20 protein-coding genes are annotated in these 25,049 nt (G+C 53.9%); all 20 read left to right on the top strand.

Annotated features, from left to right (window positions below; all coding sequences use genetic code 11):
• Positions 1-87: 87 nt before the first annotated feature.
• The 20 genes from QYH43_RS17860 (at position 88) to QYH43_RS17765 (ending at position 24,840) form a co-directional block, all read left to right on the top strand.
• Positions 88-1,065: a fumarylacetoacetate hydrolase family protein gene (locus QYH43_RS17860; RefSeq protein ID WP_301157697.1), complete on the top strand. Its 978-nt coding sequence runs from the start codon at positions 88-90 to the stop codon at positions 1,063-1,065.
• A complete protein-coding gene (locus QYH43_RS17855; RefSeq protein WP_301157696.1) occupies positions 1,062-2,060 on the top strand; it encodes a VOC family protein in 999 nt (332 codons plus the stop codon). The genes QYH43_RS17860 and QYH43_RS17855 overlap by 4 nt, the downstream gene beginning before the upstream one ends.
• A gap of 137 nt (positions 2,061-2,197) precedes the next feature.
• Positions 2,198-3,214, top strand: coding sequence for a fumarylacetoacetate hydrolase family protein (locus QYH43_RS17850; protein ID WP_301157695.1), 1,017 nt, complete (start codon positions 2,198-2,200; stop codon positions 3,212-3,214).
• 29 nt (positions 3,215-3,243) lie between these two features.
• Positions 3,244-4,221: a C-terminal binding protein gene (locus QYH43_RS17845; protein ID WP_301157694.1), complete on the top strand. Its 978-nt coding sequence runs from the start codon at positions 3,244-3,246 to the stop codon at positions 4,219-4,221.
• A gap of 29 nt (positions 4,222-4,250) precedes the next feature.
• On the top strand, positions 4,251-5,546 hold the full coding sequence (eno, locus tag QYH43_RS17840; RefSeq protein ID WP_301157693.1) for a phosphopyruvate hydratase: 1,296 nt from the start codon (positions 4,251-4,253) through the stop codon (positions 5,544-5,546).
• A 12-nt stretch (positions 5,547-5,558) separates the two neighbouring features.
• The gene (locus QYH43_RS17835) at positions 5,559-6,572 is read left to right on the top strand and encodes a phosphotransferase (RefSeq protein WP_301157692.1); all 1,014 of its coding nucleotides are present in this window, start codon (positions 5,559-5,561) and stop codon (positions 6,570-6,572) included.
• A gap of 29 nt (positions 6,573-6,601) precedes the next feature.
• Positions 6,602-7,735 (top strand): FAD-dependent oxidoreductase, encoded by a 1,134-nt coding sequence (locus QYH43_RS17830; protein ID WP_301157691.1) that lies wholly within the window; start codon positions 6,602-6,604, stop codon positions 7,733-7,735.
• A gap of 152 nt (positions 7,736-7,887) precedes the next feature.
• Positions 7,888-8,313, top strand: coding sequence for a nuclear transport factor 2 family protein (locus QYH43_RS17825; RefSeq protein ID WP_301157690.1), 426 nt, complete (start codon positions 7,888-7,890; stop codon positions 8,311-8,313).
• Between the two features lie 49 nt (positions 8,314-8,362).
• Positions 8,363-11,002 carry a phosphoenolpyruvate carboxylase gene (gene ppc, locus QYH43_RS17820; RefSeq protein WP_301157752.1) on the top strand — a complete coding sequence of 880 codons (2,640 nt, stop codon included), beginning with the start codon at positions 8,363-8,365 and terminating at the stop codon, positions 11,000-11,002.
• 50 nt (positions 11,003-11,052) lie between these two features.
• Positions 11,053-12,252 (top strand): formaldehyde dehydrogenase, glutathione-independent, encoded by a 1,200-nt coding sequence (gene fdhA, locus QYH43_RS17815; protein WP_301157689.1) that lies wholly within the window; start codon positions 11,053-11,055, stop codon positions 12,250-12,252.
• Between the two features lie 748 nt (positions 12,253-13,000).
• Entirely contained in the window at positions 13,001-13,276 is a 276-nt protein-coding gene (locus tag QYH43_RS17810) for a hypothetical protein (protein ID WP_301157688.1), read from the top strand.
• Between the two features lie 148 nt (positions 13,277-13,424).
• Positions 13,425-15,104 carry a DUF1302 domain-containing protein gene (locus tag QYH43_RS17805; protein WP_301157687.1) on the top strand — a complete coding sequence of 560 codons (1,680 nt, stop codon included), beginning with the start codon at positions 13,425-13,427 and terminating at the stop codon, positions 15,102-15,104.
• 12 nt (positions 15,105-15,116) lie between these two features.
• Positions 15,117-16,505: a DUF1329 domain-containing protein gene (locus QYH43_RS17800; protein ID WP_301157751.1), complete on the top strand. Its 1,389-nt coding sequence runs from the start codon at positions 15,117-15,119 to the stop codon at positions 16,503-16,505.
• A gap of 125 nt (positions 16,506-16,630) precedes the next feature.
• Positions 16,631-17,719 carry a YCF48-related protein gene (locus tag QYH43_RS17795; RefSeq protein ID WP_301157686.1) on the top strand — a complete coding sequence of 363 codons (1,089 nt, stop codon included), beginning with the start codon at positions 16,631-16,633 and terminating at the stop codon, positions 17,717-17,719.
• A 4-nt stretch (positions 17,720-17,723) separates the two neighbouring features.
• Positions 17,724-20,225: an MMPL family transporter gene (locus QYH43_RS17790; protein WP_301157685.1), complete on the top strand. Its 2,502-nt coding sequence runs from the start codon at positions 17,724-17,726 to the stop codon at positions 20,223-20,225.
• A 283-nt stretch (positions 20,226-20,508) separates the two neighbouring features.
• Entirely contained in the window at positions 20,509-21,099 is a 591-nt protein-coding gene (locus QYH43_RS17785; protein ID WP_301157684.1) for a malonic semialdehyde reductase, read from the top strand.
• 109 nt (positions 21,100-21,208) lie between these two features.
• A complete protein-coding gene (locus QYH43_RS17780) occupies positions 21,209-22,192 on the top strand; it encodes a fumarylacetoacetate hydrolase family protein (protein WP_301157683.1) in 984 nt (327 codons plus the stop codon).
• A 9-nt stretch (positions 22,193-22,201) separates the two neighbouring features.
• Complete coding sequence (locus tag QYH43_RS17775; RefSeq protein WP_301157682.1) at positions 22,202-23,212, top strand: NAD-dependent epimerase/dehydratase family protein; 1,011 nt, start codon at positions 22,202-22,204, stop codon at positions 23,210-23,212.
• The gene (locus tag QYH43_RS17770) at positions 23,199-23,984 is read left to right on the top strand and encodes a cyclase family protein (protein WP_301157681.1); all 786 of its coding nucleotides are present in this window, start codon (positions 23,199-23,201) and stop codon (positions 23,982-23,984) included. Before QYH43_RS17775 ends, QYH43_RS17770 begins: the two co-directional genes overlap by 14 nt.
• Positions 23,985-24,105: 121 nt before the next feature.
• Positions 24,106-24,840, top strand: coding sequence for a glutathione S-transferase family protein (locus tag QYH43_RS17765; RefSeq protein WP_301157680.1), 735 nt, complete (start codon positions 24,106-24,108; stop codon positions 24,838-24,840).
• Positions 24,841-25,049: the final 209 nt, after the last annotated feature.

The raw sequence follows: 25,049 nt of genomic DNA, 5'->3' as shown, positions 1-25,049 counted from the left end.
TGGCAGATGAGCCATGTAACAGCGCCTTTACCCTTTGCGCTAGGGACATTCTCAACGGCAGGGGGGCCCACATTTCCTGGACTCGTTTTGAACGATGAGGTAATCGCGATTGAGGCATTGCGGACGTTGTGCCTCGACCTCGGATGCGGTTTGCCTGAAAGCTCCGGAATGTTTGAACTCCTGCAGGACTGGAGCACGACCATAAGGGCTCTGACTGCTGCAGTTAATCGATTGGTCCTCTCCCAGCTGGATACCGCTGATATTCGAGCGAAGTTTATTCCAGTGGAGCGCTTGCGCGTCCATGCCCCCCTGGATCGTCCGCGGCAGGTTATTTGTTCTGGCGCTAACTACTTCAAGCACGTAGTGGACCTGATTGTTGCGGCGGGTCCAGGTGATAGTCCGGACACTCAGGGCTTTACTCCCGAACAGCTGCGGGCACACGCCGAAAACATCATGAAGGAGAGGTCTCTAACCGGCGATCCCTACATGTTTAGTAAGCCTGCCGCCTGTATTACTGGCCCGTACGATCCTATCTTGATTTCTCCTCACACGAAGAAAGCAGACTGGGAGCTCGAGTTAGCCGTCGTGATAGGCAAAGCAGGGCGGCACATCAGTCGGGAGGATGCACTGAGTTATGTCGCGGGATACACCATTGCTAACGACATTACCAACCGCGACCAGATTTGGCGTCGAGACGACATGAAGGCAATGGGGACTGACTGGATTGCCGGGAAAAGTAGCCCTACTTATTTGCCCCTTGGTCCATATCTGGTTCCCAGCGCTTTTGTGGAGGACCCACAGAATCTGCGCCTGACGCTGAAGCTCAACGCTGAAGTGAAACAGGACGAAAGTACCTCCGACATGATTTTCGATGTTGCGAGGCAAATCGAATATTTGTCCAGCCTGGTTCAGCTGAACCCTGGCGACATTTTGTGCACCGGATCGCCTGCCGGAAACGGTGCTCACTTCAATCGCTTCCTCCAACACGGGGATATTGTCGAGTCGACTATTAGCGGCTTGGGAATTCAACGAAATACATGCTTAGTAGAAGGAACAGATAAATGATCAACGGTATTGAGACAGTCTTATATGGCGTTGATGACGTCGAGCTTTGCACTCGCTATTTTGTCGATTTCGGGCTGCCTCTTGTTGAGAGTTCGAGTGAGCATGCTCACTTTCGTTTGGACGAAGGATCGAACGTAATCATCCGCTCTATCAATGACCCGCTTATCCCTAAAAGTAGCATCGTGGGTATTGGTGTGCAGGAAGTGATCTGGGGAGTCGACACTCCACAGAACCTCGAGAAGCTGCTTAAGGATCTTGCTCGAGACAGAGAAGTACGATTCGACGAGGACGGCACCGCTCACTGTTTTACGGATGACGGCCTGGCTATAGGTTTCAAGGTTTTCACCAAGATTCCGGTGGTATCTGCGCCAAGCCCTTCGAACTCACCTGGCAACGTCAATCGCATCAACCAGCACCGTAAATGGATCGTTAAGGCTCGCCCCAAGACCATTCAACACGTGGTTTTTCAAACGCCAGACGTGGAGAAAAGTTGGGCGTTCTACCGTGATCGCCTGAATTTCCGAGTGTCTGATATTCAAAAAGGCTTCGGTATCTTTGGTCGCGCATCTGGTGCTCATGATCACCACAACATCTATTTCCTGAACGCCAACCTGCCGTTCAAGGGTCCGGATGTCTGGGGTATGGACGGTCAGCTTCGCTTTGATCACGTCAACTTTGGTGTTGATGATGTCGATGAAGTGATGGTTGGCGCGAACCATATGCAGCGTCAGGGATGGCCAAAGTCGGCTTGGGGCTTGGGTCGTCATCGCATTGCATCTTCACTGTTCCTTTATCTGCCATGTCCTACAGGTGGCCAGGCGGAGTACGGCGCGGACTCTGATCATGTGGATGACAGTTGGGTGCCACGTGTTTGGAATCCGATGTTTGGCTTCTTCAGTTTTGTCACCAACATGGCGCCTTTTATGTTGGACGCCGCGCCATGGGAGTACGAATACGCTCCGGGCTACACACCTGAGAAAAAGCCACAAGCGTAGTCGCCTCATAATTCAGTCAGATAACAGCGTCACTAAATTCGACAGGTTTTTCTCGAGCGCAGCAGCACTTGGGTGAGAGCGTTTTGGTTATTGATTTGTTATCTGGCTGGGAATCGCGGATTTAAGGAGAAATGTTCGTGCACAGTTCCATTGCGAGCTCATGCCGAATTGGCAATGTATCAATGGCGGGTTGCCCTCCATTTCCAGCGTTGATTGTGGGCGAAAACGCAATTGCCCTGACGGCACTTAAAGCGTTCGCTATGCAGTTAGGTTTCCCTTTGGTTGGGACCGATTGTATGGGCACGCTCCTTGAACATTGGGAGGGTAATCAGGAGGCGTTGATGCAAGTGTCGGCTCACTTTGATTCGTCTGGATTGGATGGGCTGGTTATCCCGCAAAGCGTGCTCAAGTTGCATTCACCCGTACAACCAGGGCAAGTGTTTTGCACCATCGGTAACTATCGTGCACAGGTGACCGAAGCAATTCTCGACGCTGGGCTATCTCAACGAGGTCCCTCATCTGAAGAGCCCTCTGAGGCGGTACTGCTTGAGAAGGCGAAGGCGTTCATTGCTCAACGTGAAAAAGGCGTTCCGTACGTCTGTAGCAAATCCCCAACGTCTGTCACAGGGCCCCACGATACTCTGCATTTACCGGTTACGACTGACCAAGTCGATTGGGAGGTGGAGCTTGCAGTGGTCATTGGTAAGCCTGCGAAAAACGTCCCTGTTGAGCGAGCACTTGAACACGTAGCTGCATTCACCGTAGCCAACGACATCACTATTCGTGATCGCGTTTTTCGCGCAGAACCCGCTGGGTTCGGTACCGATTGGCTGCAGGCAAAAAACGCCCCAGGCTTTCTTCCCTTAGGGCCTTACCTGATACCTGCGCGTTGCGTAAGCGATCCTGAAGGTTTGCGGTTGAGCTTGTTGCTCAATGGTCAGCTTATGCAGAGCGGGGTTGTCGAAGACATGATCTTTGGTATCTCGCAGCAACTTGCCTATATCTCACGCCACGTCCAGCTATCACCTGGTGACGTGATTTGTACAGGGTCTCCTGCCGGATTTGGAAGCCACCACCAACGATACCTGCGACCAGGTGATCGCCTGCACGCATCTATAGGTGGTTTTGGCAGCCAGGACACGTTGGTCCAATAACCACAGCATTAATAATAAGGACAAGTGAAATGACTTTGACTGCCGATGTTCATAGCGTGTTGCTCACGGACTTCGCCTGGCCAGATGATAGTGTTGAGCGCCAAATCATTGAGTCAGCCGGGTTCAAATTAGTCAGCGGCCCGGCTAAACCGTCTTCCGCTGAGGAAATTGAAGCGCTGGTGAAACAGCATCAACCTTCGGCAATCCTCACGTGCTGGGCGCCGGTCTCTGCTCAAGCGATCGCCGCGTCAGAGCAACTTCAGATCGTTGCTCGCTTAGGCGTCGGACTCGACAATATCGCAGTAGACGCCGCTACGCAGCGCGGCCTTTGGGTCACAAATGTGCCGGACTACTGTGTCGAAGAGGTCTCCGATCATGCCGTTGGATTTGCGATCGCCTGGACGCGTGGTCTAGTTCGTTTTGATCGTGATGTCAAAAACGGTTCTTGGAACCCTGCGAGCGCGAAACTTCGTCGTCTGCGTAATCTGACCTGCGGCATTGTTGGATATGGTCGAATTGGCCGGCGCACTGCTCAGAAGCTTTCGGCATTCAACACTCGTGTTTTGGCTTACGACCCCTATCCGCCGAAGGAAGAAAGTCAGGTCGAGTTTGTCACCCTCGATAAGCTATTGAGTCAGTCAGACATTGTGATCGTGCATGCACCTCTGATGGAGGGCACCCATCACCTGATCAATCGCTCAAATCTGGCAACGGTTAAGCATGGCGCACTACTGATTAACGTGAGCCGTGGTGGGGTTGTCGATACTGACGCGTTGATCGAAGCCCTTCAGAGCGGCCGATTGGATGGCGTCGGATTGGACGTCCTTGAAAGTGAGCCGGAGGTACCGGCAGCGCTGCTCGATCACCCTGGCGTGATGCTCACACCACACGTTGCGTTCTCCTCAGATGCATCGCTTCTCGAGCTGCGCCGCCGCGCAAGCGAGGAAGTGGTTCGCGTATTGAAAGGTGAAGCACCTGAGCAGGCTCGTAATAAGCCGAACGCCTGACCCTCTCCAATTTAATGAGTTCTAATTCCATGACTACCCGTGCTATCAAATCACTCCACGCTCGCCAAATTCTCGATTCCCGCGGGCGTCCAACCGTCGAGGTGGATGTACGCCTGGTCGATGGCAGTCTGGGTCGCGCTGCCGTTCCTTCGGGTGCTTCCACGGGTGCCGCCGAAGCTCACGAACTTCGTGACGAAGATGCAAACCTATACGAGGGTCGTGGAGTCCTTCAGGCTGTCAAAAATGTAAATGTAGAAATCAATAATGCCTTGAAGGGCGCGGATGCTCTGGATCAGGAGGCTATCGATTCTGCATTGCTAGCGCTTGACGGTACCTCTCAACTCAGTCGCCTTGGCGCCAACGCAATCCTTGGGTGCTCTCTGGCGATCTGTCGGGCGACTGCTCTCAGTACCGGGCAGGAGCTGTATCAGCGAATTGCGGAGCTTGCCGGTTGCTCGGAGCTAACGATGCCGATGCCGATGGTAAATATCCTGAGCGGCGGTTTGCATGCTGGGCGCGGCATGGACGTACAGGATTTTTTGGCAATCCCCGCGAGCGCGGAGTCGTCAGAAGAGGCAATTCATCTCGTATCGAGAATTCGTAGCGCGGCAACTCGCGTTATGGCCAAGCGTGGCCTAACTACATTGCTCGCGGATGAGGGTGGATTATCGCCTGGATTCGCCACCGGCCGTGAAGCCTTGGAGCTAATGGTTGAAGCTACCCTTGAGGCTGGCCTCGAGCCAGGCAAGGATATGCTCATTGCAATTGACGTCGCGGCTAGCTCACTGAAGGGACCTAACGGAACATACCGTTTTGCGCGTGAAGGACGCGACTATCAAAGCTCTGAGGTTATCGATCTGTTGGATGGCTGGGTTCGCGACTTCCCCATTGCCTCCATTGAAGACGGTCTTGATGAAGAAGATTGGGCAGGCTGGGCAAAGCTGACGTCTCGTTTAGGCGCGAAGGTGCGCCTTATTGGTGATGACCTTTTTACTACCAACCTTGCGCGTGTGCGTCATGGCATCTCCAGTGAGGTGGCAAACGGGGTGCTGGTGAAGGTGAACCAGAACGGCACGTTGACCGGCACATTGAATGTGATTGCAGAGTCTCGTCGAAACGGTTACGCCCCCGTTGTGTCAGCACGTTCGGGTGAGACTGAAGACAGTTTCATCTCGGATCTTGCTGTTGGTACAGCCGCAGGGCAAATCAAGATTGGCTCCGTACGTTGCTCGGATCGACTCGCCAAATACAACCAGCTGCTTCGAATCGAAGAACAGAGCGGTGCTCGGTTTGCAGGTCTTTCCGCAATTGCTCTGAAGCGCTGAAGGGGATAGCTCATGGCCGAGAATAATGTGCATGTTGCCCCCGAGCTTCAGGATTTTCTGATTAATTCGGGGCTGTCCAGTGCTGGAGTCGTTGGTCGCTGGATTCCCCTGACTGGCGGAGTGTCTTCTGACATCTGGAAGGTGGAACTACCGGATTGCACGTTATGTATTAAACGGGCGCTCCCAAAGCTGAAGGTGGCAGACGATTGGGAAGCCCCAGTTTCCCGAAATGCCTTCGAATGGGAGTGGCTAAAGTTTGCGGCAAAACAGGTTCCTGCTGCAGTACCGACACCCATTGCCCATGACGTTGAGGCTGGTTTGTTTGCGATGGAGTTTTTGCCAGTTGCCGAACATCCAGTTTGGAAGCAGCAATTACTCGATGGCTTGGTTGAACCTTCGATTGCGCTAGCGCTAGGTAAGGTGCTAGCCAAGCTTCATTCGGCAAGTTCCAACTCTTCAGTACTGGCTAAGGCGTTTGCCACAGATGAGAGTTTTTTTGCGATCCGTCTTGAACCCTATTTGCTGGCAACAGCGAGACGTCATCCTGGCCTCGCGCAGCGCCTCGAACAATTGGTGGAAACAACCGCTGCTCATCATGAAGCCCTGGTTCATGGGGACATTAGTCCGAAGAACATTCTAGTTGGACCGAATGGTCCGGTGATACTAGACGCCGAGTGTGCCTGGTATGGCGACCCCGCATTTGATGTTGCCTTTTTCCTCAATCATATGCTCCTCAAGTGCCTGGTAAACCCGCATTTGAAAACACTCTATTTGGCCTGCTACGGCGAATTTTTCGATGGCTACTTCTGCAACGATGGCATGGAGGCAATCGAGCAGCGCGCTGCTGCACTCTTGCCTGCCTTGCTTCTTGCGCGGGTTGATGGGAAATCTCCGGTCGAATACCTGGTATCCGAGCAGCCAAAGAGGCTGATTCGAGATTTCGCTCCACCTCTCATATTGGCTCCCCCGCTGAAACTCGCACGTATCGCGCAGTTGTGGAGCGAAGCATTAGATTCACTCGTGTGAATGTAAAATTTGACTGAGGAATCCCAACAATGAATAACAAAAAAGCTCAAAGCATCCTCATCGTGGGCGGTGGAATTGGTGGCCTATCAACTGCCATTGCGCTTCGTCAGCAAGGCTTTGATGTTGAGCTGATTGAGCTGAACCCTGAGTGGACGGTATACGGAGTAGGCATCATTCAACAAGGCAATGTGGTTCGCGAGATGGCCAGGCTCGGTGTCGCCAATGACTGCATGAAACACGGTTTTTCATTCGACAAGGTTCGCCTTTGTGATGGGGCGGGCAACCCGTTAGCGATCATTCCAGGTGCCCGCGTGGCGGGCCCGGACTATCCGGTCAACATGGCACTGCCTCGTATTGCTCTCCATACGATTTTGCTGAATAAAGCGACGGAGTTGGGGACCAAGATCACCCTCGGACTGACCGTCGATAGCCTCGAAAATGGGGAAAATAAAGCGTTCGTTAAATTCAGCGACGGTCGCGATGGCGAATATGACCTGGTCATTGGCGCAGATGGGATTTTTTCAAAGATTCGTGCCCTGCTTTTCGGCTCTCACTTAAAGCCGAAATTCACTGGTCAAGGTGGGTGGCGCTGCAACATGCCACGCACGCAAGAAGTCGATTGTCTCACCATGTACCGCGGAAGAAATGGTGGTCAGGCAGGTTTTTGTCCTCTTACCAATGACTTGATGTATTTGCTGCAGACAACCTCTGAACCAGGTAACCCATGGTTCGATCAGGACAAGCTGGATGTCCTGTTCAAAGAGCGTTTGGCGGAATTCGAAGGCCCCGTTGCACGAGCAAGGGATGAGTTTATAACCAATCCCAAGCAGGTTATTTACAAGCCATTCGAGACGATCTTTCTAGAGGCTCCTTGGTATCAGGGACGCTTTGTCTTGATCGGCGATGCAGCCCATGCAACCACCCCACATCTTGGGCAGGGTGCTGGTATGGCAATTGAAGATGGCATCGTGCTTGCCGAGGAACTCAAGGCCAAGTCAGTGGACCAAGCGCTTGAATCCTTCATGACCAGGCGTTTTGAGCGTTGCAAGTTCATAGTGAACTCTTCACTGCAAATAGGCACGTGGGAGTTGGAGCGCAACCACACAGCGGACTTCAACGGTCTGGTGCAAAAAATGGTTGAGGTTACCGCTCAGCCTATTTAGGGCAAAACCTGCGGGCAGTTACCACAAGCGTATTCCTTGGCCGCGTTCCAGCGGCCACGGGTTCGTGCTGCCTGATTTTTTAAGACGGAAAGATACCTGCCGGCATTTTCAGCGTTGCAAACAGCGCTCGAACCCCTTTGGAAGTCCTATCAATGACTACATCCTATTCAGATCAGCAGTCCGATCACCAGAAGCTGCTTGAGCGTGAGCAGCAACGATGCCATGCATTGGTCAACGGAGCGTTTGACCTGTTGGGAGAGGTGCTTTCCCGAGACCTTTTGCATACGCATACCAGGGGAAATAGCGATAGCTATGACAGCTACCTGGAGTATGTGCAGCAAAAGCTTGAGTTGCTTAATGTCGAGCGAGGTGAGTTGCGTATTCGTAACTATGGCTCTGTTGCTGTTATGACCGGAATCCAGGTGAATACCGCGCGTCTTCGCGGTGGCGACGGAGTGGTGATGCGAATCGAGTCAAAGGTCGTCCAGGTCTGGGCCAAAGAGTCGGATGGGCAATGGAGGGTGACCGTTTTCCAAGCGACGGCGCTGGGTCCTCCAACCCCCGTCAACGCTCAGTGAACAGGAGATTTCGGTGAATATTCGCGCCAACGCTCAACTCGAGTCGCCTCTGCTACTAATCGATCCTCGCTTGCGTCGGAACGTGAATGAATTAGGTACGTTACTGGGCAACACCATTCAGGATGAGTTCGGCACGGACCTTTTGCAGAAAATTGAAGCGATTCGCCAAGGCGCCAAGCGAGCGCGAACGGGCGAGGCTCTAGCTCAGAACGATTTACTCCTTCTACTTCACAGCCTCAAAGACGAGGAGCTTCTACCTGTCTCGCGCGCCTTCAATCAGTTCCTGAACCTCGCTAATATCGCAGAGCAGCACCATCAGGTTCGCAAGCGCACGCCTGATGAGGCAGCGAGATTTGCAGACAGCTGTTTCTCTGAACTGATAAGCCGGCTCCGCCTACAGGGGTATTCCCCTGAGCGGATACACGAGCAGGTTTCAGAACTGAAGATTGACCTGGTTCTGACTGCTCATCCTACCGAGGTCACCCGTCGAACACTGATTCAAAAGTACGATGCAATTGCTCACTTGCTCGATCAGTCGGACCGAGACCTTAGTAAAACCGAGCGCAAAACGCTCGACCAAAATCTTGCTCGCCTGATCGATGAAATCTGGCACACAAGTGAGATCCGCAAAACTCCCCCGACACCCATCGATGAAGCGAAATGGGGTTTTGCATTAATCGAGAATACACTGTGGGAGGCGCTGCCTCAGTTCCTTCGCTCACTTGATAGCGAATTGGAGTGTGCCACTGGAAACAGGCTTTCTCTCTCCGCTGTTCCGGTGAGGTTCTCGTCCTGGATGGGCGGCGATCGTGACGGTAATCCCAATGTGACTGCGGCTGTTACCCAAGAGGTTTTGCTCTTGGGACGGTGGATGGCGGCAGATCTCTACTTGCGCGATATAGACGCGCTCTGCGCGCAGCTTTCCATGTCACGTGCCAGCGAAGAGCTGTTGCTGCAGGTAGATGCTGCGGCCGAACCGTATCGGGCTGTATTGAAACCCGTCCGCCACCGACTGCACCTTACACGGGAATGGGCTCAGGCCTCGATTCGGGGAGATTCAAGCTACGCCCAACGCGTTTTTCAGAGCTCCGAAGAGCTAATTGCGCCACTGGAGTTGTGTTATCGCTCGCTTTGTTCTCAAGGCCTATCAAGAATCGCTGATGGCTTGTTACTCGACACTATTCGTCGCGTTCGTTCGTTCGGCCTTGGGCTTGCACGTTTAGATATTCGGCAGGACAGCGATTTGCATTCCAGGGCGCTTACGGAGCTCACGGAATATTTATCACTGGGCCGCTATGAGGATTGGGATGAGCAAGCACGCAGAACTTTTCTGCTTACTGAGTTACAAACTCAACGGCAGCTTATTCCTGAGGGCTGGGAGCCATCAGCCGAAACGACTGAATTGCTTGCGTGTTGCCGCGCTGTAGCTTTGCAACCAGATGAACTGATCGGCTCTTACGTTATATCGATGGCGAAAAGAGTTTCCGACGTTCTTGCGGTGAAGCTGCTGTTGAAAGCGTGTGGATTGTCTCGGTCGATTCCAGTGGTGCCATTATTTGAAACGCTGGATGACCTCAAGTACGCATCTACGTGCATAGATCAACTTCTTGAAATCGATGGGTATCGAGCACAGCTCGTAGGCTCTCAAGAGGTGATGATCGGTTACTCCGATTCTGCAAAAGATGCGGGAACCCTTGCTGCGGCCTGGGCGCAGTATCAGGCGCAGGAAAATTTGGTAGCCGTATGCCAGAAACACAACGTGGGTCTGCGTTTGTTTCATGGCCGTGGGGGCACGATTGGGCGTGGAGGTGCGCCGGCCCATCAGGCCATTCTTTCCCAACCACCGGGTTCGGTAGCGGGGGAGTTGAGGGTGACAGAGCAAGGGGAAATGATTCGGTTCAAGTTTGGGGTGCCTGATGTGGCAATCCAGAGTCTTCGTCTCTACTTGAGTGCCGTACTTGAGGCTCAACTGATTCCTCCGCCATCGCCTTGTGACGACTGGCGTCAGTTAATGGATTTACTCGCCGATGATTCGCTACTGAGCTACCGAAGCGTTGTTCGTGACAATCCCCAGTTCATCGATTACTTCCGACAAGCAACGCCTGAGTTGGAACTGGCAAAACTGCCACTTGGAAGTCGCCCGGCCAGGCGTCGACACGGCGGAGGTGTTGAGGGTTTGAGGGCTATCCCTTGGATTTTCGCGTGGACCCAAAACAGATTGCTTCTGCCTGCCTGGCTTGGCGCTGCCTCGGCGTTAGGCATTGCAATTTTGCAAGGGAAGACAGCACTCATGAAAGAGATGATTTCCGGCTGGCCATTTTTCAAAACGCGTATCGATATGCTGGAGATGGTCCTCAGCAAAGCTGATATCGACATCTCTCGATTCTATGAGCAGTGCCTTGTTGAGCCAAAGCTTCTGTCGCTTGGCCTGCAGTTGCGAGCGATGCTCATCGAAGCAACAGGCGTTGTACTGGAACTCAAAGGGATCACTCGACTTCTTGAGGAGAACCCTGAGCTCAGCGAGTCGATGAGTATCCGCAATCCCTATACCGATCCGCTTCACCTACTGCAGGCTGAATTGTTGAGCAGGTCACGCGCTCAAGGATCCGTTGAGCCTTCTACACATGTCGAACAAGCGTTACTCGTTACTTTTGCCGGAGTCGCTGCTGGTATGCGTAACACCGGCTGAGTGCCGACCTCGTTTTAAAGATGACTGCTTCACCAACAAGAGGAATAACAATGTCCGGTAATCGTGGTGTCGTCTATCTAGGCGCAGGCAAAGTCGAAGTGCAAAAAATCGACTATCCAAAAATGCAGGATCCGCGCGGTAAGAAAATTGAGCACGGTGTGATTTTACGAGTGGTATCTACAAATATTTGCGGATCCGATCAGCATATGGTGCGAGGTCGAACGACCGCTCAGGTAGGACTGGTGCTCGGCCATGAAATTACTGGCGAGGTCATCGAAAAAGGCAGCGACGTCGAGAATCTCAAGATCGGTGATTTGGTCTCCGTACCCTTCAACGTCGCCTGTGGCCGTTGCCGCTCCTGCAAGGAACAACATACCGGCGTTTGCTTGACGGTCAACCCGGCCCGCGCAGGGGGGGCATATGGCTATGTGGATATGGGGGACTGGACCGGTGGGCAAGCTGAGTATGTCTTGGTTCCCTATGCAGACTTCAATCTTTTGAAACTGCCTGACCGCGATAAGGCCATGGAAAAGATCCGTGACCTGACTTGCCTGTCAGACATTTTGCCAACCGGGTACCACGGGGCTGTTACCGCTGGCGTGGGGCCGGGTAGCACTGTTTATATCGCGGGTGCGGGGCCGGTAGGTCTTGCTGCCGCCGCATCAGCTCGCCTACTGGGGGCGTCCGTCGTCATAGTTGGCGACGTTAATCCTGTTCGCCTGGCGCATGCGAAAGCTCAGGGTTTTGAGATCGCTGATCTGTCGACAGAGACACCCTTGCACGAGCAGATCGCTATTTTGCTGGGTGAGCCTGAAGTGGATTGTGCGGTTGATGCCGTGGGGTTCGAGGCACGTGGACATGGCCATTCCGGGGCACAACACGAAGCTCCTGCGACGGTGCTGAACTCATTGATGGGGGTCGTGCGTGTCGCAGGCAAAATTGGTATTCCGGGTCTCTATGTCACCGAGGATCCAGGTGCAGTGGATGCTGCGGCAAAGATTGGTAGCTTGAGCATTCGATTTGGTCTTGGTTGGGCGAAGTCCCATAGTTTCCATACCGGCCAAACGCCGGTGATGAAATACAACCGCCAACTTATGCAAGCGATCATGTGGGATCGAATCAATATTGCAGAAGTCGTCGGTGTCCAGGTCATTGGCTTAGACGAAGCACCGAAAGGCTATGGTGAGTTTGATGCAGGAGTACCGAAGAAATTCGTAATCGATCCTCACAAACTGTTTAGCGGTAAATAGTCGCCTGCGTCGATGTTCTGGTGCGAGCAGCGCCTGAGCATACCAAAACAATAATTTCGGAGTGGTCGTGCACCCGTCACCAGACGGGTGTATCAATACGGCAGTCAGGCATTTTCAAACATGATTGAACTGGGGGGCAGTTGATCAACCCATGTTCTTCGAAGTTCCTGACGGTTTTCGTGCTCGTGCTCGTGCTCGTGCTCGTGCTGGTGTTTGGTTTGTGGGTTGGACTCTCTAGATCTGAGGGCTTCGTTTATCGCGAAACTGAAACGAGCATCAAGGACGCTACTGCGGAGTATATTTTAGACCTCCACCATGAGTGAGTTTGAGGCGCTTAACTCTGGAAACTCAATGCATTTGCAACAAGGCTACGAGTCAGCCGTTTCTATGCTCCATACCCAAGGATTCAGGGCTGTGCCCGAGTCCTTGCATATCATTTTCTGAGGGTTTCTCAACCGAGAAAGCAGGGTAAATAGCTCCTGTTTTCGGTGTCAGGTTCACTCACCAATTCGCACTATCTTCCGTCGGCCTTTCATTTGGTGACCCTCTGACTCTCCCTCAGATGTCTCTGAAGTTGTGTCTGCGGCGTTTGAATCAGCTACCGCTTCTAGCGATACATCGCATCCTTACAAGCGATTTCCCAAATTCTTACGACTGCTACAAGCTTACTCACAACGCAACGCCATCCACCTCAATTCAGGATTTAGGTTGTAGGTGGCAGGTGATCGCAAGATTCGTGGAGCTAATAATGAATAAACAATCCATGCAGTCCTCCGCCTTTACAAACGCCTTGCTTGTCGACAGCACTGCCCGTGAATGCATCCATTCTCAACCTGCTGCGCATGTTTTCTACGAAATTGCCAACCCTGAAAGATCTGGCCGCCGAACCCCATTTTGCGGTCTCGGACATGCACGGCTGTCGCGCTCGTCGCACCCAGAAATTTGTGTTGCGCCAAGCGTGCAGGAGAGAGGGGCAGCGCTCACTTCTGTTCGGTTGTTAGCAGGGATTCATTTCCGCTCCTGATTCAGATGAGCACCTGAGCGTCCTGGTTGATTGGCTCGCTCATGGGTAACGGAATAACCAAACCAATATTGACCTGATGTTCTCGGTTGGTTCGGTTGCGCAAGAAAATGCTGACACACACACAAGAATAATAAAGAGGGTTAATTCGATGGTTACTCGCAAACCGGCGGCCCTGCGACGCGCGCCTTTCACTCTAACAATAGCGGCCGGCTTAGTGCTTGGAATGCCAGTTGCCCAAGCCTTTCAGGTGGATACCGGCAATCCGGATTTCAGCCTGCGTTGGGACAACACCGTCAAGTACAGCGCCGCATGGCGCGCCCAGGATCCCAGCAGCAAATTGACCGAAGGGCGGGTGTCGCTCAATCAGGACGATGGCGATCGGGCGTTCAAAAAGGGCTTGATCTCCAACCGCACAGACATCCTTTCCGAGCTGGACATGTCGTTCAAAAACGTCGGCGCGCGCCTCAGTGGCGCCGCCTGGTACGACACTGAATATCAGCACGACAACGATAACGACGATCCGGCGCGTGCCAACGCCCGTTCCGTGGCCTACGACGAATTTACCGATGACACCCGTCACCTGCATGGCGGTGACGGTGAATTGCTCGATGCATTCGTGTACTGGAACGGCGAGCTGGCCGATCACGCCACGTCCGTGCGCGCCGGCCGCCACGGCTTGATCTGGGGCGAGAGCCTGTTCTTCGGGGCCAACGGCATTGCCGGTGGCATGGCGCCGGTCGACGTGGTGAAAGCGCAGTCCGTACCCAACACCCAGTTCAAGGAAATCACCCGGCCGGTCAATCAACTGTCGGGGACTTTCCAGCTGACCGATGACGTCTCGCTCGGCGCCTTTTACCAGCTGGAGTGGGAGGAGACGCGCCTGCCGGGTGCGGGCAGTTACTTCTCCACCAGCGACACCATTGGTGAAGGCAACGAACGCTTGATCGTGGGCGCGCCATTTCCCCCATTCCTCGGCGGTAATCCCGGCAGTCCGGCGGCGTTTTTCCACGGCAATGACAAGGCGGCGAAGAGTTCGGGGCAGGGCGGGCTGCAGTTGAAGTACAGCGCGGAAACCGTCGAGTACGGTCTCTACGCGATTCAGTACCACGACAAAACCCCCAAGCTTTACCTCAAGCCCTCCAGCGGTGCACCGAATTTCAGCACGGGCCAGATCGGCGAGTACTACTGGGTTTACCCGGAAGACATTCGCGCATTCGGTACTAGTTTTTCGACCACCGTCGATGAGTACAGCTTCGCCGGTGAAGCGTCGATGCGCTGGAACATGCCGCTGGTTTCCAACGGTCAAACCGTCTTGCCGGGCGTTGTCGCCGATAACGATGACGATGCCCTGTACGCCGTCGGCCGTACCGCCCACGTCAACCTCAATGTGTTGGCTTCGTTCGGCCCCAACTTCATTGCCAGGGAATCGGGACTGGTCGGTGAGATCGCCTGGAACCGACTGCTGAGCGTCACGAAAAACCGTGCTGCGCTTGACCCCGGCGCCACCGATGACGGCCTCGGGTTCAAGGTGGTTTACACCCCGACCTACCGCCAGTTTTTCTCCGGCATCGATATCAGCATCCCGGTCGGCATCAGCTACTTCCCGTTGGGCAAATCGGCCGTTGTCAGTTCCTTCGGTCCGGACAACGGTGGCGATATGAACATCGGCATTACCGCAACCTATCTCGACCGCGTCACTGCCGGCTTGACCTACACGCATTACTACGGCGCAGAGGACACCAACCTCAACGCGGCAAGCCAATTCAATTACAAGCAATCGTTGAAAGACCGGGACTACCTGGCTTTCTCCGTCAAGACCACGTTTTAAGAGGAATTGCGCATGACCAACAACAAAAAAAGCGGCGCTTTCACACTCAAAGCCTTGTGTTTCGCACTGCTCGGCACCTTCTCAATGGCCAGTCAACTGACTCTGGCAGCTACTGCTGCAGAAGCAGCCAAACTGAACACCAGCCTTACGCCTTTTGGTGCGGAGCGTGCCGGTAATGCCGATGGCACCATTCCCGCATGGGACGGTGGTTATACCAAGGTTGACCCATCGTTCAAGGAGGGCGGCAAGCGTTCCGATCCGTTCGCTGCAGACAAACCGCTGTTCAGCATCACCTCGAAAAACCTTGCGCAATACGCCGGCAAACTAACCGATGGCACCAAGGAGATGTTCAAGCGCTATCCGGATACCTATCGCGTCGATGTCTACCCTACTCGCCGAACAGCAGCAGCACCGCAGTGGGTTTATGACAACACGTTGAAAAACGCTACCCGCGCCAAACTGGTCGATAGCAGCGCTGGCCCAGTTCCGGAAGGCGCCTTTGGCGGCATCCCGTTCCCGATCCCGCAAAATGGCGCCGAAGCCATGTGGAACCATCTGCTGAACTGGCGTGGTACGTCAGTATCGATGCATATCCGTCATTACCTGATGACCGCTGATGGCAAGCAGGTGATGACCACTGAAGGCCAAGCCATCCAGGAAATGCCTTATTACTACCAGGACGGGAAGCCAGAAACATTTACCGGTGATTATTGGCTGTTCCGGTTGCTCAACGTTGGACCACCTATCCGTGCGGGCGAGCAAATACTTGGGCGCACCAACATCAACGGTGATTTGTCTCAGGCGCACGTATACCTGAGCGGCCAACGCCGCGTGCGCAAACTGCCGAATGCCTGCTGCGATACACCGACACCGGCAACTGCCGGGGTGATGTCGTTCGATGAGTTAAGCGTGTTCCAAGGCCGTATGGACCGCTTTGACTGGAAGCTGGTCGGTAAGCAGGAGATGTATATCCCTTACAACACCAACAAAGTGCAGACCGCCAGTAAGCCTGAACTTCTGTTCTCTGATCACCACATGAATCCTGACTACGTGCGTTGGGAATTGCATCGAGTTTGGGTGGTGGAAGCTCAACTCGCACCAGGTAAGCGTCACCAACTGCCGAAGGGCCGTTACTACCTCGACGAAGACACCTGGCAAGCCGTGTTGGGTGATCGATGGGACGCCAACGGCCAATTGGCCAAGACGCTATGGTCGTTGCCAGCGGTGATGCCTGATCTTCCAGCACATGCACAGTTGTCTGCCGGTTTTTACGACCTGACCTCCGGATCTTGGTTTATCCAAAGCGTTTATGCCGGCATGAATGATCAGTACAGCGTGGTTGATCGATTCAAACCCGCGGAGTTTTCTCCCGCAGCTATGGCCGGTGCAGGTGTTCGCTAGTCGCACTTTCTAGTCTGGCGCGATCCAGGGCGTATCTGCTGAGCAATACGAACTGAGTTGAAGAGAGTTGAGCTTGAACGGGTTGCTTCGAAGCAACCCTTTTAAATGTTTTCTCGAGGTTGGGAATGAACAGAATCTGTCAGGCAGGCCGTTTGTTGTGGCTGATGGTCTTTATGCCGCTGTGCTTTGCCGATGCTGCCGTGAGCGACGCTTTGCACACTCCAGCCATGCAGGTGCCGCAGGCGCAACATGCAGTGCTGCTGGATTTGGCTCGTGCTGAAAAACGGTTAGTAGCGGTCGGCGAACGTGGCACTGTGCTGCTCTCTGATGACAACGGTTTAAGTTGGCGCCAGGTTGAAGTACCGGTTTCAGTCAGCCTCACAGCTGTACAGTTTGTTGATGCTAACCATGGTTGGGCAGTTGGCCATTCAGGTGTGGTGTTGGCCAGCCAGGACGGTGGTGAACACTGGGCTTTGCAGTTGGACGGTCAAAGGGCTGCGCAATTGGAGTGGGATGCGGCCAGGCAGCAGGCAGATACCGCTATTGACAAGGATGCTGCTGATGCGCGCGTACAAACGGCTGAGCGTTTCCTTCAAGAGGGCGCCGATAAACCTTTCCTCGCGTTGCGGTTTACCGACGCTCAGCACGGCTTGATTGTCGGTGCTTACGGTCTGGCTTTTCAGACCGACGATGGTGGCGACACCTGGCATTCCGTGATGGGGCAAATCGATAACCCCGCAGGCCTTCATTTGTATGCGATCGCACGCCAGGATGCGCACTGGTTTCTCGCTGGCGAACAGGGTTACCTGGCTCGATCGAATGATGCAGGTAAAACCTACACCCAACTCACAAGCCCCTACGCGGGCAGCTTTTTCACCTTGCAAATCGCTCAGGACGGCACATTGCTGGCCGCGGGGCTGAGGGGCAATGCGTTTGTCTCCAGGGACCTCGGCAATAGCTTCGTTACTGCGCCAGTTCAAGTGCCCGTCTCGTTCAGCGATGCCATCCGCACCGCTGACGGCCAACTACTACTCGTCAATCAGGGCGGTGCGCTGTTTCGGACCAGCAGCCAATCCACTTTGCTGATGCCTTATGGCAAGCCGCTGGGCATGCCTGTCTCCAGTTTGATCGAAGCCGCCGATGGCAGCTTGGTGCTGGCTGGTTTCACCGGTGTGCTGCGCGTTGCACCACCTACCGTTACTGCTTCGGAGTGAGATTATGAAGTCTTCTGGTAATTCCATTTCGAACCAGGATGAGGTTAGCCAGGCTACGACGAGCCTTGCCAATTTCGACCCGCGCTCTGGCTCGGTGGTGGAACGGATTCTGTTCAATCATCGCCTATGGGTGCTGCTGGTATGCGTGCTGACGACCTTGGTGCTTGGCTACCAGGCAACCCGGATCGAGTTGAATGCCAGCTTTGAAAAAATGATTCCGACTCAACATCCCTATATCGCTAACTACCTTGATCATCAGAAACAACTGAGTGGTTTGGGTAATGCCTTGCGCATTGTGGTGGTCAACAAAAATGGCGATATCTACGACGCGCAGTACCTGAAAACCCTTCAAGCGTTGAGCGACAAGCTATATCTGCTGCCTGGTGTCGACCGCGCCTACATGAAGTCGCTGTGGACACCGGCCACCCGCTGGGTCGCGGTAACCGAGGATGGCCTCGACGGTGGTCCGGTAATTCCTGATGACTACAACGGCAGTCCAGGCAGTCTGGATGACCTGCGGCGTAACGTGCAGCGTTCAAACGAGCTGGGGCAATTGGTGGCCTTCGACCAGACCTCAACGATCATTTATGTACCTCTGCTAGCTAACACTGCAGATGGCAAAGCGCTGAACTACTCAACGCTGTCCGATCAACTTGAGGCACTGCGCAGCACTTATCAAAACGACAAGATCGATATTTACATCACTGGTTTTGCGAAAAAAGTCGGAGACCTGATTGCCGGTTTGAAACAGATTCTGCTGTTCTTTGCCGTCGCGATCCTGATCACCACAGTCGTGCTGTTTTGGTACACCCGTTGCCTGCGCAGTACGCTGCTGGTTGTGCTCTGTTCGCTGGTGGCGGTGGTCTGGCAGCTGGGTTTGTTGCCGCTGTTGGACTATCAGCTGGACCCTTATTCTGTGCTTGTACCTTTCCTGGTGTTTGCCATCGGCATGAGTCACGGCGCGCAGAAAATGAACGGCATCATGCAGGATATTGGCCGTGGCATGCACCGTGTGGTCGCTGCACGCTTCACCTTCCGGCGTTTGTTCCTGGCAGGCCTGACAGCGCTGCTATGCGATGCCGTTGGATTTGCCGTGCTCATGATTATCAAAATCCAAGTCATCCAGGATTTGGCGGTGATTGCCAGCATTGGCGTAGCGGTGCTCATTTTCACCAACCTGATTCTGTTGCCGGTGCTGCTCTCGTATGTTGGTGTTTCCCCGCGCGCTGCGCAGCTGAGCCTCAAAAGCGAACAGGCCGAGGAGGCCGGGCAACGTCGCCATGCTTTCTGGCGCTTCCTTGATTTGTTCACTCACCGACGCGCGGCCAGCCTGTGCATTGCTGTCAGCCTGGGCTTGGCGGTGATGGGGTTCATCGTAAGTTTACAACTGAAAATCGGCGATTTGGATGCCGGAGCCCCAGAGCTTCGTCCAGACTCGCGCTACAACCAGGACGATGCGTTTCTCACCCGTCATTACGGTGCCAGCAGTGACTTGTTTGCAGTGATGGTGCAAACCCCGGCCAGCAGTTGTTCGCGGTACGACATTCTGGCCAAGGTTGACAATCTGGACTGGCAATTACGTGCGCTGCCGGGTGTGGACTCGACCAACTCCTTGGCGCTGCTGAACCGCCGCATGCTGGTGGGCCTCAGTGAAGGCAACGCGAAGTGGTACGAGCTACAGAACAATCAGGCAATGCTGAACATGATCACTGCCAGTGCGCCACGTGGTCTGTACAACGAAGATTGCAGCTTGCTAACGCTGTATGCCTACCTCACCGACCATAAGGCGGAAACCCTTACACGGCTCGTGGATGTCGTAGAGAAATTTGCCGCCGCCAACAATACGGACGAAGTGAAATTCCTCCTCGCCGCTGGCAACGCGGGTATCGAAGCAGCAACCAACATTGTAGTCAAACAGGCTAACCGCGAGATGCTTTTCTGGGTCTATGGCGCGGTGATCTTACTGTGCCTGATCACCTTCCGTTCGTGGCGTGCAACGCTCTGCGCGGTGATTCCGTTAATGCTCACGTCCATCCTTTGTGAAGCATTGATGGTCTGGCTAAACATCGGTGTGAAGGTTGCCACGCTGCCGGTCATAGCCCTGGGTGTGGGTATCGGCGTCGACTACGCACTCTACGTGATGAGCATTTTACTAGGGCATCTGCGCCAAGGCGCGAGCCTGTCTGAAGCCTATTACCGTTCTCTGGTTTCCACCGGCAAGGTAGTCATGCTCACCGGCATCACCCTCGCCATCGGTGTCGCTACCTGGATGTATTCACCAATCAAGTTCCAGGCCGACATGGGCGTGCTACTGGCCTTCATGTTCATTTGGAACATGGTTGGCGCCTTGGTGCTATTGCCTGCACTGGCTCATTTTTTGTTACCGGTGAGCCGTGTGGTCACCTGTGCGCAAGCTACGACGAGTGCGGTCAAAACGGCTAGCGCAGATCCAATAGAGGTTCATCACAAGGCCGTGCAGTCGACGGTCACCGGGTCGGCCGTCTAAGGAATCCGCCAGGTAAGGGGAGGAGCACTTATGTCGATCATTCGCCATCTTGCTGACATGTGGTACCAGGGCATTAGCGCCTATGGCGCAGCGATCTGTGCGGTAGAGATCAATCAGGTATGCAGGAGGGAGAACCAGAGTGATGGCAAAGTACGTTGATAATGCTGAAACAGGTTCGACCGGTCCGGGGGCATTAATGCGCGTTGGTACAACAAAGTTTTCTTGTCTGGATGCTGTGGTTCCTGATCCCAACTCACTGCATCGACTCGAAAGGAATTAGCTCATGTCTTTTGCATTGGATTCATCTTCTATCGATCAACTTTTTTTGCAGGCTCGGTCACATAACGCCTGGCTCGACACTCCTGTATCGGACCAGCTTTTGCGTCGGCTTTACGACACTCTTAAACAGGGGCCGACCAGCAATAACTGCTGCCCTGCACGTTTCGTATTCGTACGAAGTGATGTGGCGAAGCAGCAGTTGCTACCTGCATTGAAAGGCCACAATGGCGAAAAAATGCTGGCAGCGCCTGTCACTGCAATCGTCGCGTACGACTCGCAGTTTTACGAGCATTTGCCTGAGCTTTTTCCTGTCTACGACGCTGGCGCCGCTTACCGCGATAACCCACAAGCGGCCGCTATAGCAGCTTTGCGCAACGGTAGTTTACAGGGGGCTTATCTGATCCTCGCTGCTCGTGCCTTGGGTCTTGACTGCGGCCCGATGTCTGGATTCGACAATGGGTTGGTAGACACGAGTTTCTTTCCAGATGGCCGTTGGAAATCCAACTTTCTGTGCAGCCTTGGCTATGGCGACTTTGCAAGGCTGCGCCCGGTTGGACCACGCCTTGAGTTTGACCAAGCATGCAAATTGGTTTGAAGGAATTGGCGCTGCTGATGGGTGGGGTAACTCCTGGGGATTTTGATATTTGCCCCCTGCGACGAGGCTTGGTCCCCGAGAAAAAAAACAATAGTCAAGGAACCGCGAAATGAAACTGGCAACGCTCAAAGATGGGAGTCGGGACGGCCGCCTGGTTGTTGTCTCTCGTGATTTAACCCATGCGATAGCTGCTGTGCATATCGCGCCTTCCCTGCAGTTGGCAATTGAAAATTGGGGGGGGGTAGAGCCTGAGTTGCAAGCGCTTTACCAAGAGCTTAACAACGGGCGTTTAAAAGATGCTTTCACTTTCGATCCGACAGTGGCGATGGCGCCGTTGCCACGTGCTTACCAATGGTGCGATGGCTCAGCATTCCTGAGTCACGGTCATCTAATGGAAAAAGCTTTCAATATCGACCCGGTTGAAGGGGCCGATGTCACGCCACTTATGTACCAGGGTGCTGGGGACGACTTTATCGGTGGGCGTGATGATGTGGCGTTGCCTTGTGAAGCCCACGGCATCGATTTCGAGGGCGAGTTTGTTGTGCTAGTGGATGATGTTCCGCTGGGTTGCTCTGCAGAGCAGGCTGGTGAACACATCAAGCTTATTTTGCAAATAAACGATGTCAGCCTTCGCGTTTTCGGGCCTAGAGAAATGAAGACTGGCTTTGGTTTCCTGCATGCCAAGCCGTCCTCCAGCTTTGCCCCAGTCGCCATCACGCCAGACGAACTCGGCGACGCTTGGAGCAATGGCCGAGTGAATTTGCCACTTCAGGTGGAATGGAATGGTGAGTGGTTCGGCAACCCGCACGGTAGTGCAATGCATTTCAGCTTCCCGCAACTGATTGCTCATGCCGCGCTCACTCGGCGACTCGGCGCTGGCACCTTAATCGGCTCGGGAACTGTCTCGAATAATGATCGCCAAGTCGGATCAGCTTGCATCTCCGAACGCCGGGCAATCGAAACGATTGAGCACGGAGCACCAAAAACAGGATTTATGCACTTTGGAGATCGCGTTCGCATGGACGTGACAGGTAGCGACGGCCAGTCTGTTTTTGGGGCCATTGATCAACGCATCGTATCTGCATCTACGTAAGGAGAGCGTATGCGTGTAATGGTCACAGGCGCCAACGGATTTATCGGACGGGCACTGGTAAAGCAGTTGCTCGAACAAGGAACGCTTGGCCTTCGCACCATCAATGTTTTGATGTTGCTCGACAAGGAGCTGGTTGGATTTCCCGAGGATAAACGCCTGCGTCGTCTCTGCGGGAATATTGGCGACCCCACATTTATACGCCGAGCACTCGCAGATGGGGTTGACGTAGTTTTTCACTTGGCTTGCATCCCGGATGGTACTGCCGAAGAGCAATACGCGCTGGGGTACCAGGTCAATCTTTTGGCTAGCTTGGAGTTGCTCAGTCAACTGCGCTGTCTGCCCGTCGCTCCGACATTGGTTTATGCCAGCAGCATCTCGGTTTATGGCAGCCCCGTGCCAACTCGTATGGATGAGTCCGCTTGCTTGGACCCTTCAATCAGCTCCGGGGCCCACAAGCAAATGATCGAAGTTGCCATCAATGATCTCGCCCGGCGCGGCGAAGTAGATGGTCGGGTCCTCCGCCTGCCTGGAGTGGTCGCCAGACCGCATGGGGCGAGTGGGTTGTGTTCAGGTTTTATGAGTGACCTGATGCGCCATTTTGCCATGGGAGAGTCTTACACATGTCCTGTTTCACCGCAGGCTAGCGTCTGGTGGATGTCGGCAAGCTGCTGTGTGGAGAATCTGCTGCTTGCAGCCGAACTTGAGGCGTCGAAGTTGGGGCGGCAGCGCGTTTGGCAATTGCCCGTGCTGCGGCTATCGATTGCCCAAGTGATCGATGCACTTGCCGTGATCTTTGGTCAGGGCCGACGTGAGCTAATCGATTTTGTTCCGGACGTTCGGCTGGAGTCTTTATTCACCTCCTTCCCGGCAATGAAAACACCGCTCGCACAGTCCTTGGGCTTTCGTCATGACGGGACTGCCGCTGCTCTTGTTCGTAACTCCCTCAATCCGTTGTCTTCTGCACATCGTACGCGTGTATCGAAGACTGTATCGCGAGTGACTACTGATGAAATCAACTAAACGCCGACTGGTGGACCTCTCTGTAACGTTGGATAACAACCCCTATACCGATCCACCACCTCTGCTACCGAAAATCGATTACATCGATCACCAACAAGGCTGGCCGGAAATGGCGGCGATGTTTCCAGGGCTCTCGATGGACCAACTACCGGGTAATGAATCCTGGGCTGCCGAGCGTTTGCAAATTACGACCCATAGCGGCACACATATGGATGCTCCATGGCACTACGCGTCGACTACCGATGGCGGCAAGCCTGCATTTGGTATCGATGAGTTGCCGCTGGACTGGTGTCTGCAACCTGGAGTGAAGCTGGATTTTCGTCATCTTCCCGATGGTCACGTAGTCGCGGCAGCAGAAATCGAAGCGGAGTTGAAGCGCATTGGGCACGAGCTCAAGCCCCTGGACATTGTCCTGATCAATACGCGAGCAGGCGCATTGTTCGGGCAGCCTGGGTATTTGGATGCGGGCGTAGGTATTGGGCGTGAAGCGACGCTCTATTTGCTCGAACGTGGCGTGCGTGTGGTGGGCACTGATGCCTGGAGTTGGGACGCACCATTCAAATACACGCGCGAACGTTTTGCCACAGACGGCGATCCTTCAATTATTTGGGAAGGGCACAAAGCTGGACGTGACATCGGCTATGGCCAGATGGAGAAACTCGCGAATTTGGACACTCTCCCCGCTAACGGATTTCAAGTGTCCTGCTTCCCTTACAAGATCAAACACGCATCAGCCGGATTTGTTCGGGCGGTTGCCATTTTCGAGGATTGATCCCTGGGGATTACGCATCTGGATTGGTTTTCGATTGCGTAACTGCGTAGGCATTTTTTTCCACGCTCTGCATGGCTGTGTGGTCGATTGCAGTAGCTATCCAATCAGTTAGGAGTTGGTTATGAGTACCCTTGAACTCTACAACGCTGGTGTTTCAACCTGCAGCCAGCGTGTGCGTTTTGTCCTTGCTCAAAAAGGGCTGGCGTATACCGATAAACGTATTCGTCTCGAAAAAGGGGAGCACCTGACCCCTGAGTATTTGGCCATAAACGCTAATGGATTGCTGCCTGCGTTGGTTCATGACGGCCGAGCAATCGTAGACTCGAGCGTGATCAATGAGTATTTGGAGGAAGTGTTTCCTGAAGTCGCTCTGATCCCAAAAAATCCGTACGAGCGAGCGCAAATGCGTGCTTGGGTCCAGTACCTCGATGAGGTCATGACTCCTGCAATTCGTTACCCATCTTTCCAGAAGTTTTTCGGTGGCGGACTTCGTGCCATGTCCTCCGAACAGCGTGAAGCATTCGCTAATCGCCTACCACTGCGTAAACACTTCGCCTTAGAAGTCGGGTCCGAAGGTTTTCCACAAAAGAAACTGGATGATGCGATGGAGCGGATACAGCAGTCTCTGCTGCGTATGGAAACAGCGCTTCAAAAGACTCAGTGGATTTCGCATATCGATTTGACGTTGGCTGATATCGCAATGATGCCGAGCATCGTTCGTCTTGAGGATCTTGGTTTGGCTTCACTATGGGCCGATATGCCCAACATCGCTGATTGGTATGCGCGGTTACAAATGCTTCCTGCATTTGCAAAAGCCTATTCTCCAGGCTCGCGGTTGGGTGTCGGCGCCAATTAAAAACCCTTCAATCGTGAACCCGTCAATTCAGAAGGTGCGGTAATGCGATACAGCCATTTGATGTGCAGTCTTTTGCTTGGCTTATTTGTGCAAGGAACCGCTTGGGCTGCTAACCCATCAACGCGACCCAATATCCTTTTGATATTGGCGGATGACCTGGGTTATTCGGACCTTGGGTCTTTTGGCGGGGAAATAAACACTCCTACCTT

Source organism: Pseudomonas sp. C32 (genome assembly GCF_030417915.1).
Lineage (GTDB): Bacteria > Pseudomonadota > Gammaproteobacteria > Pseudomonadales > Pseudomonadaceae > Aquipseudomonas.
This window is presented reverse-complemented; position numbering and strand designations above follow the sequence as displayed.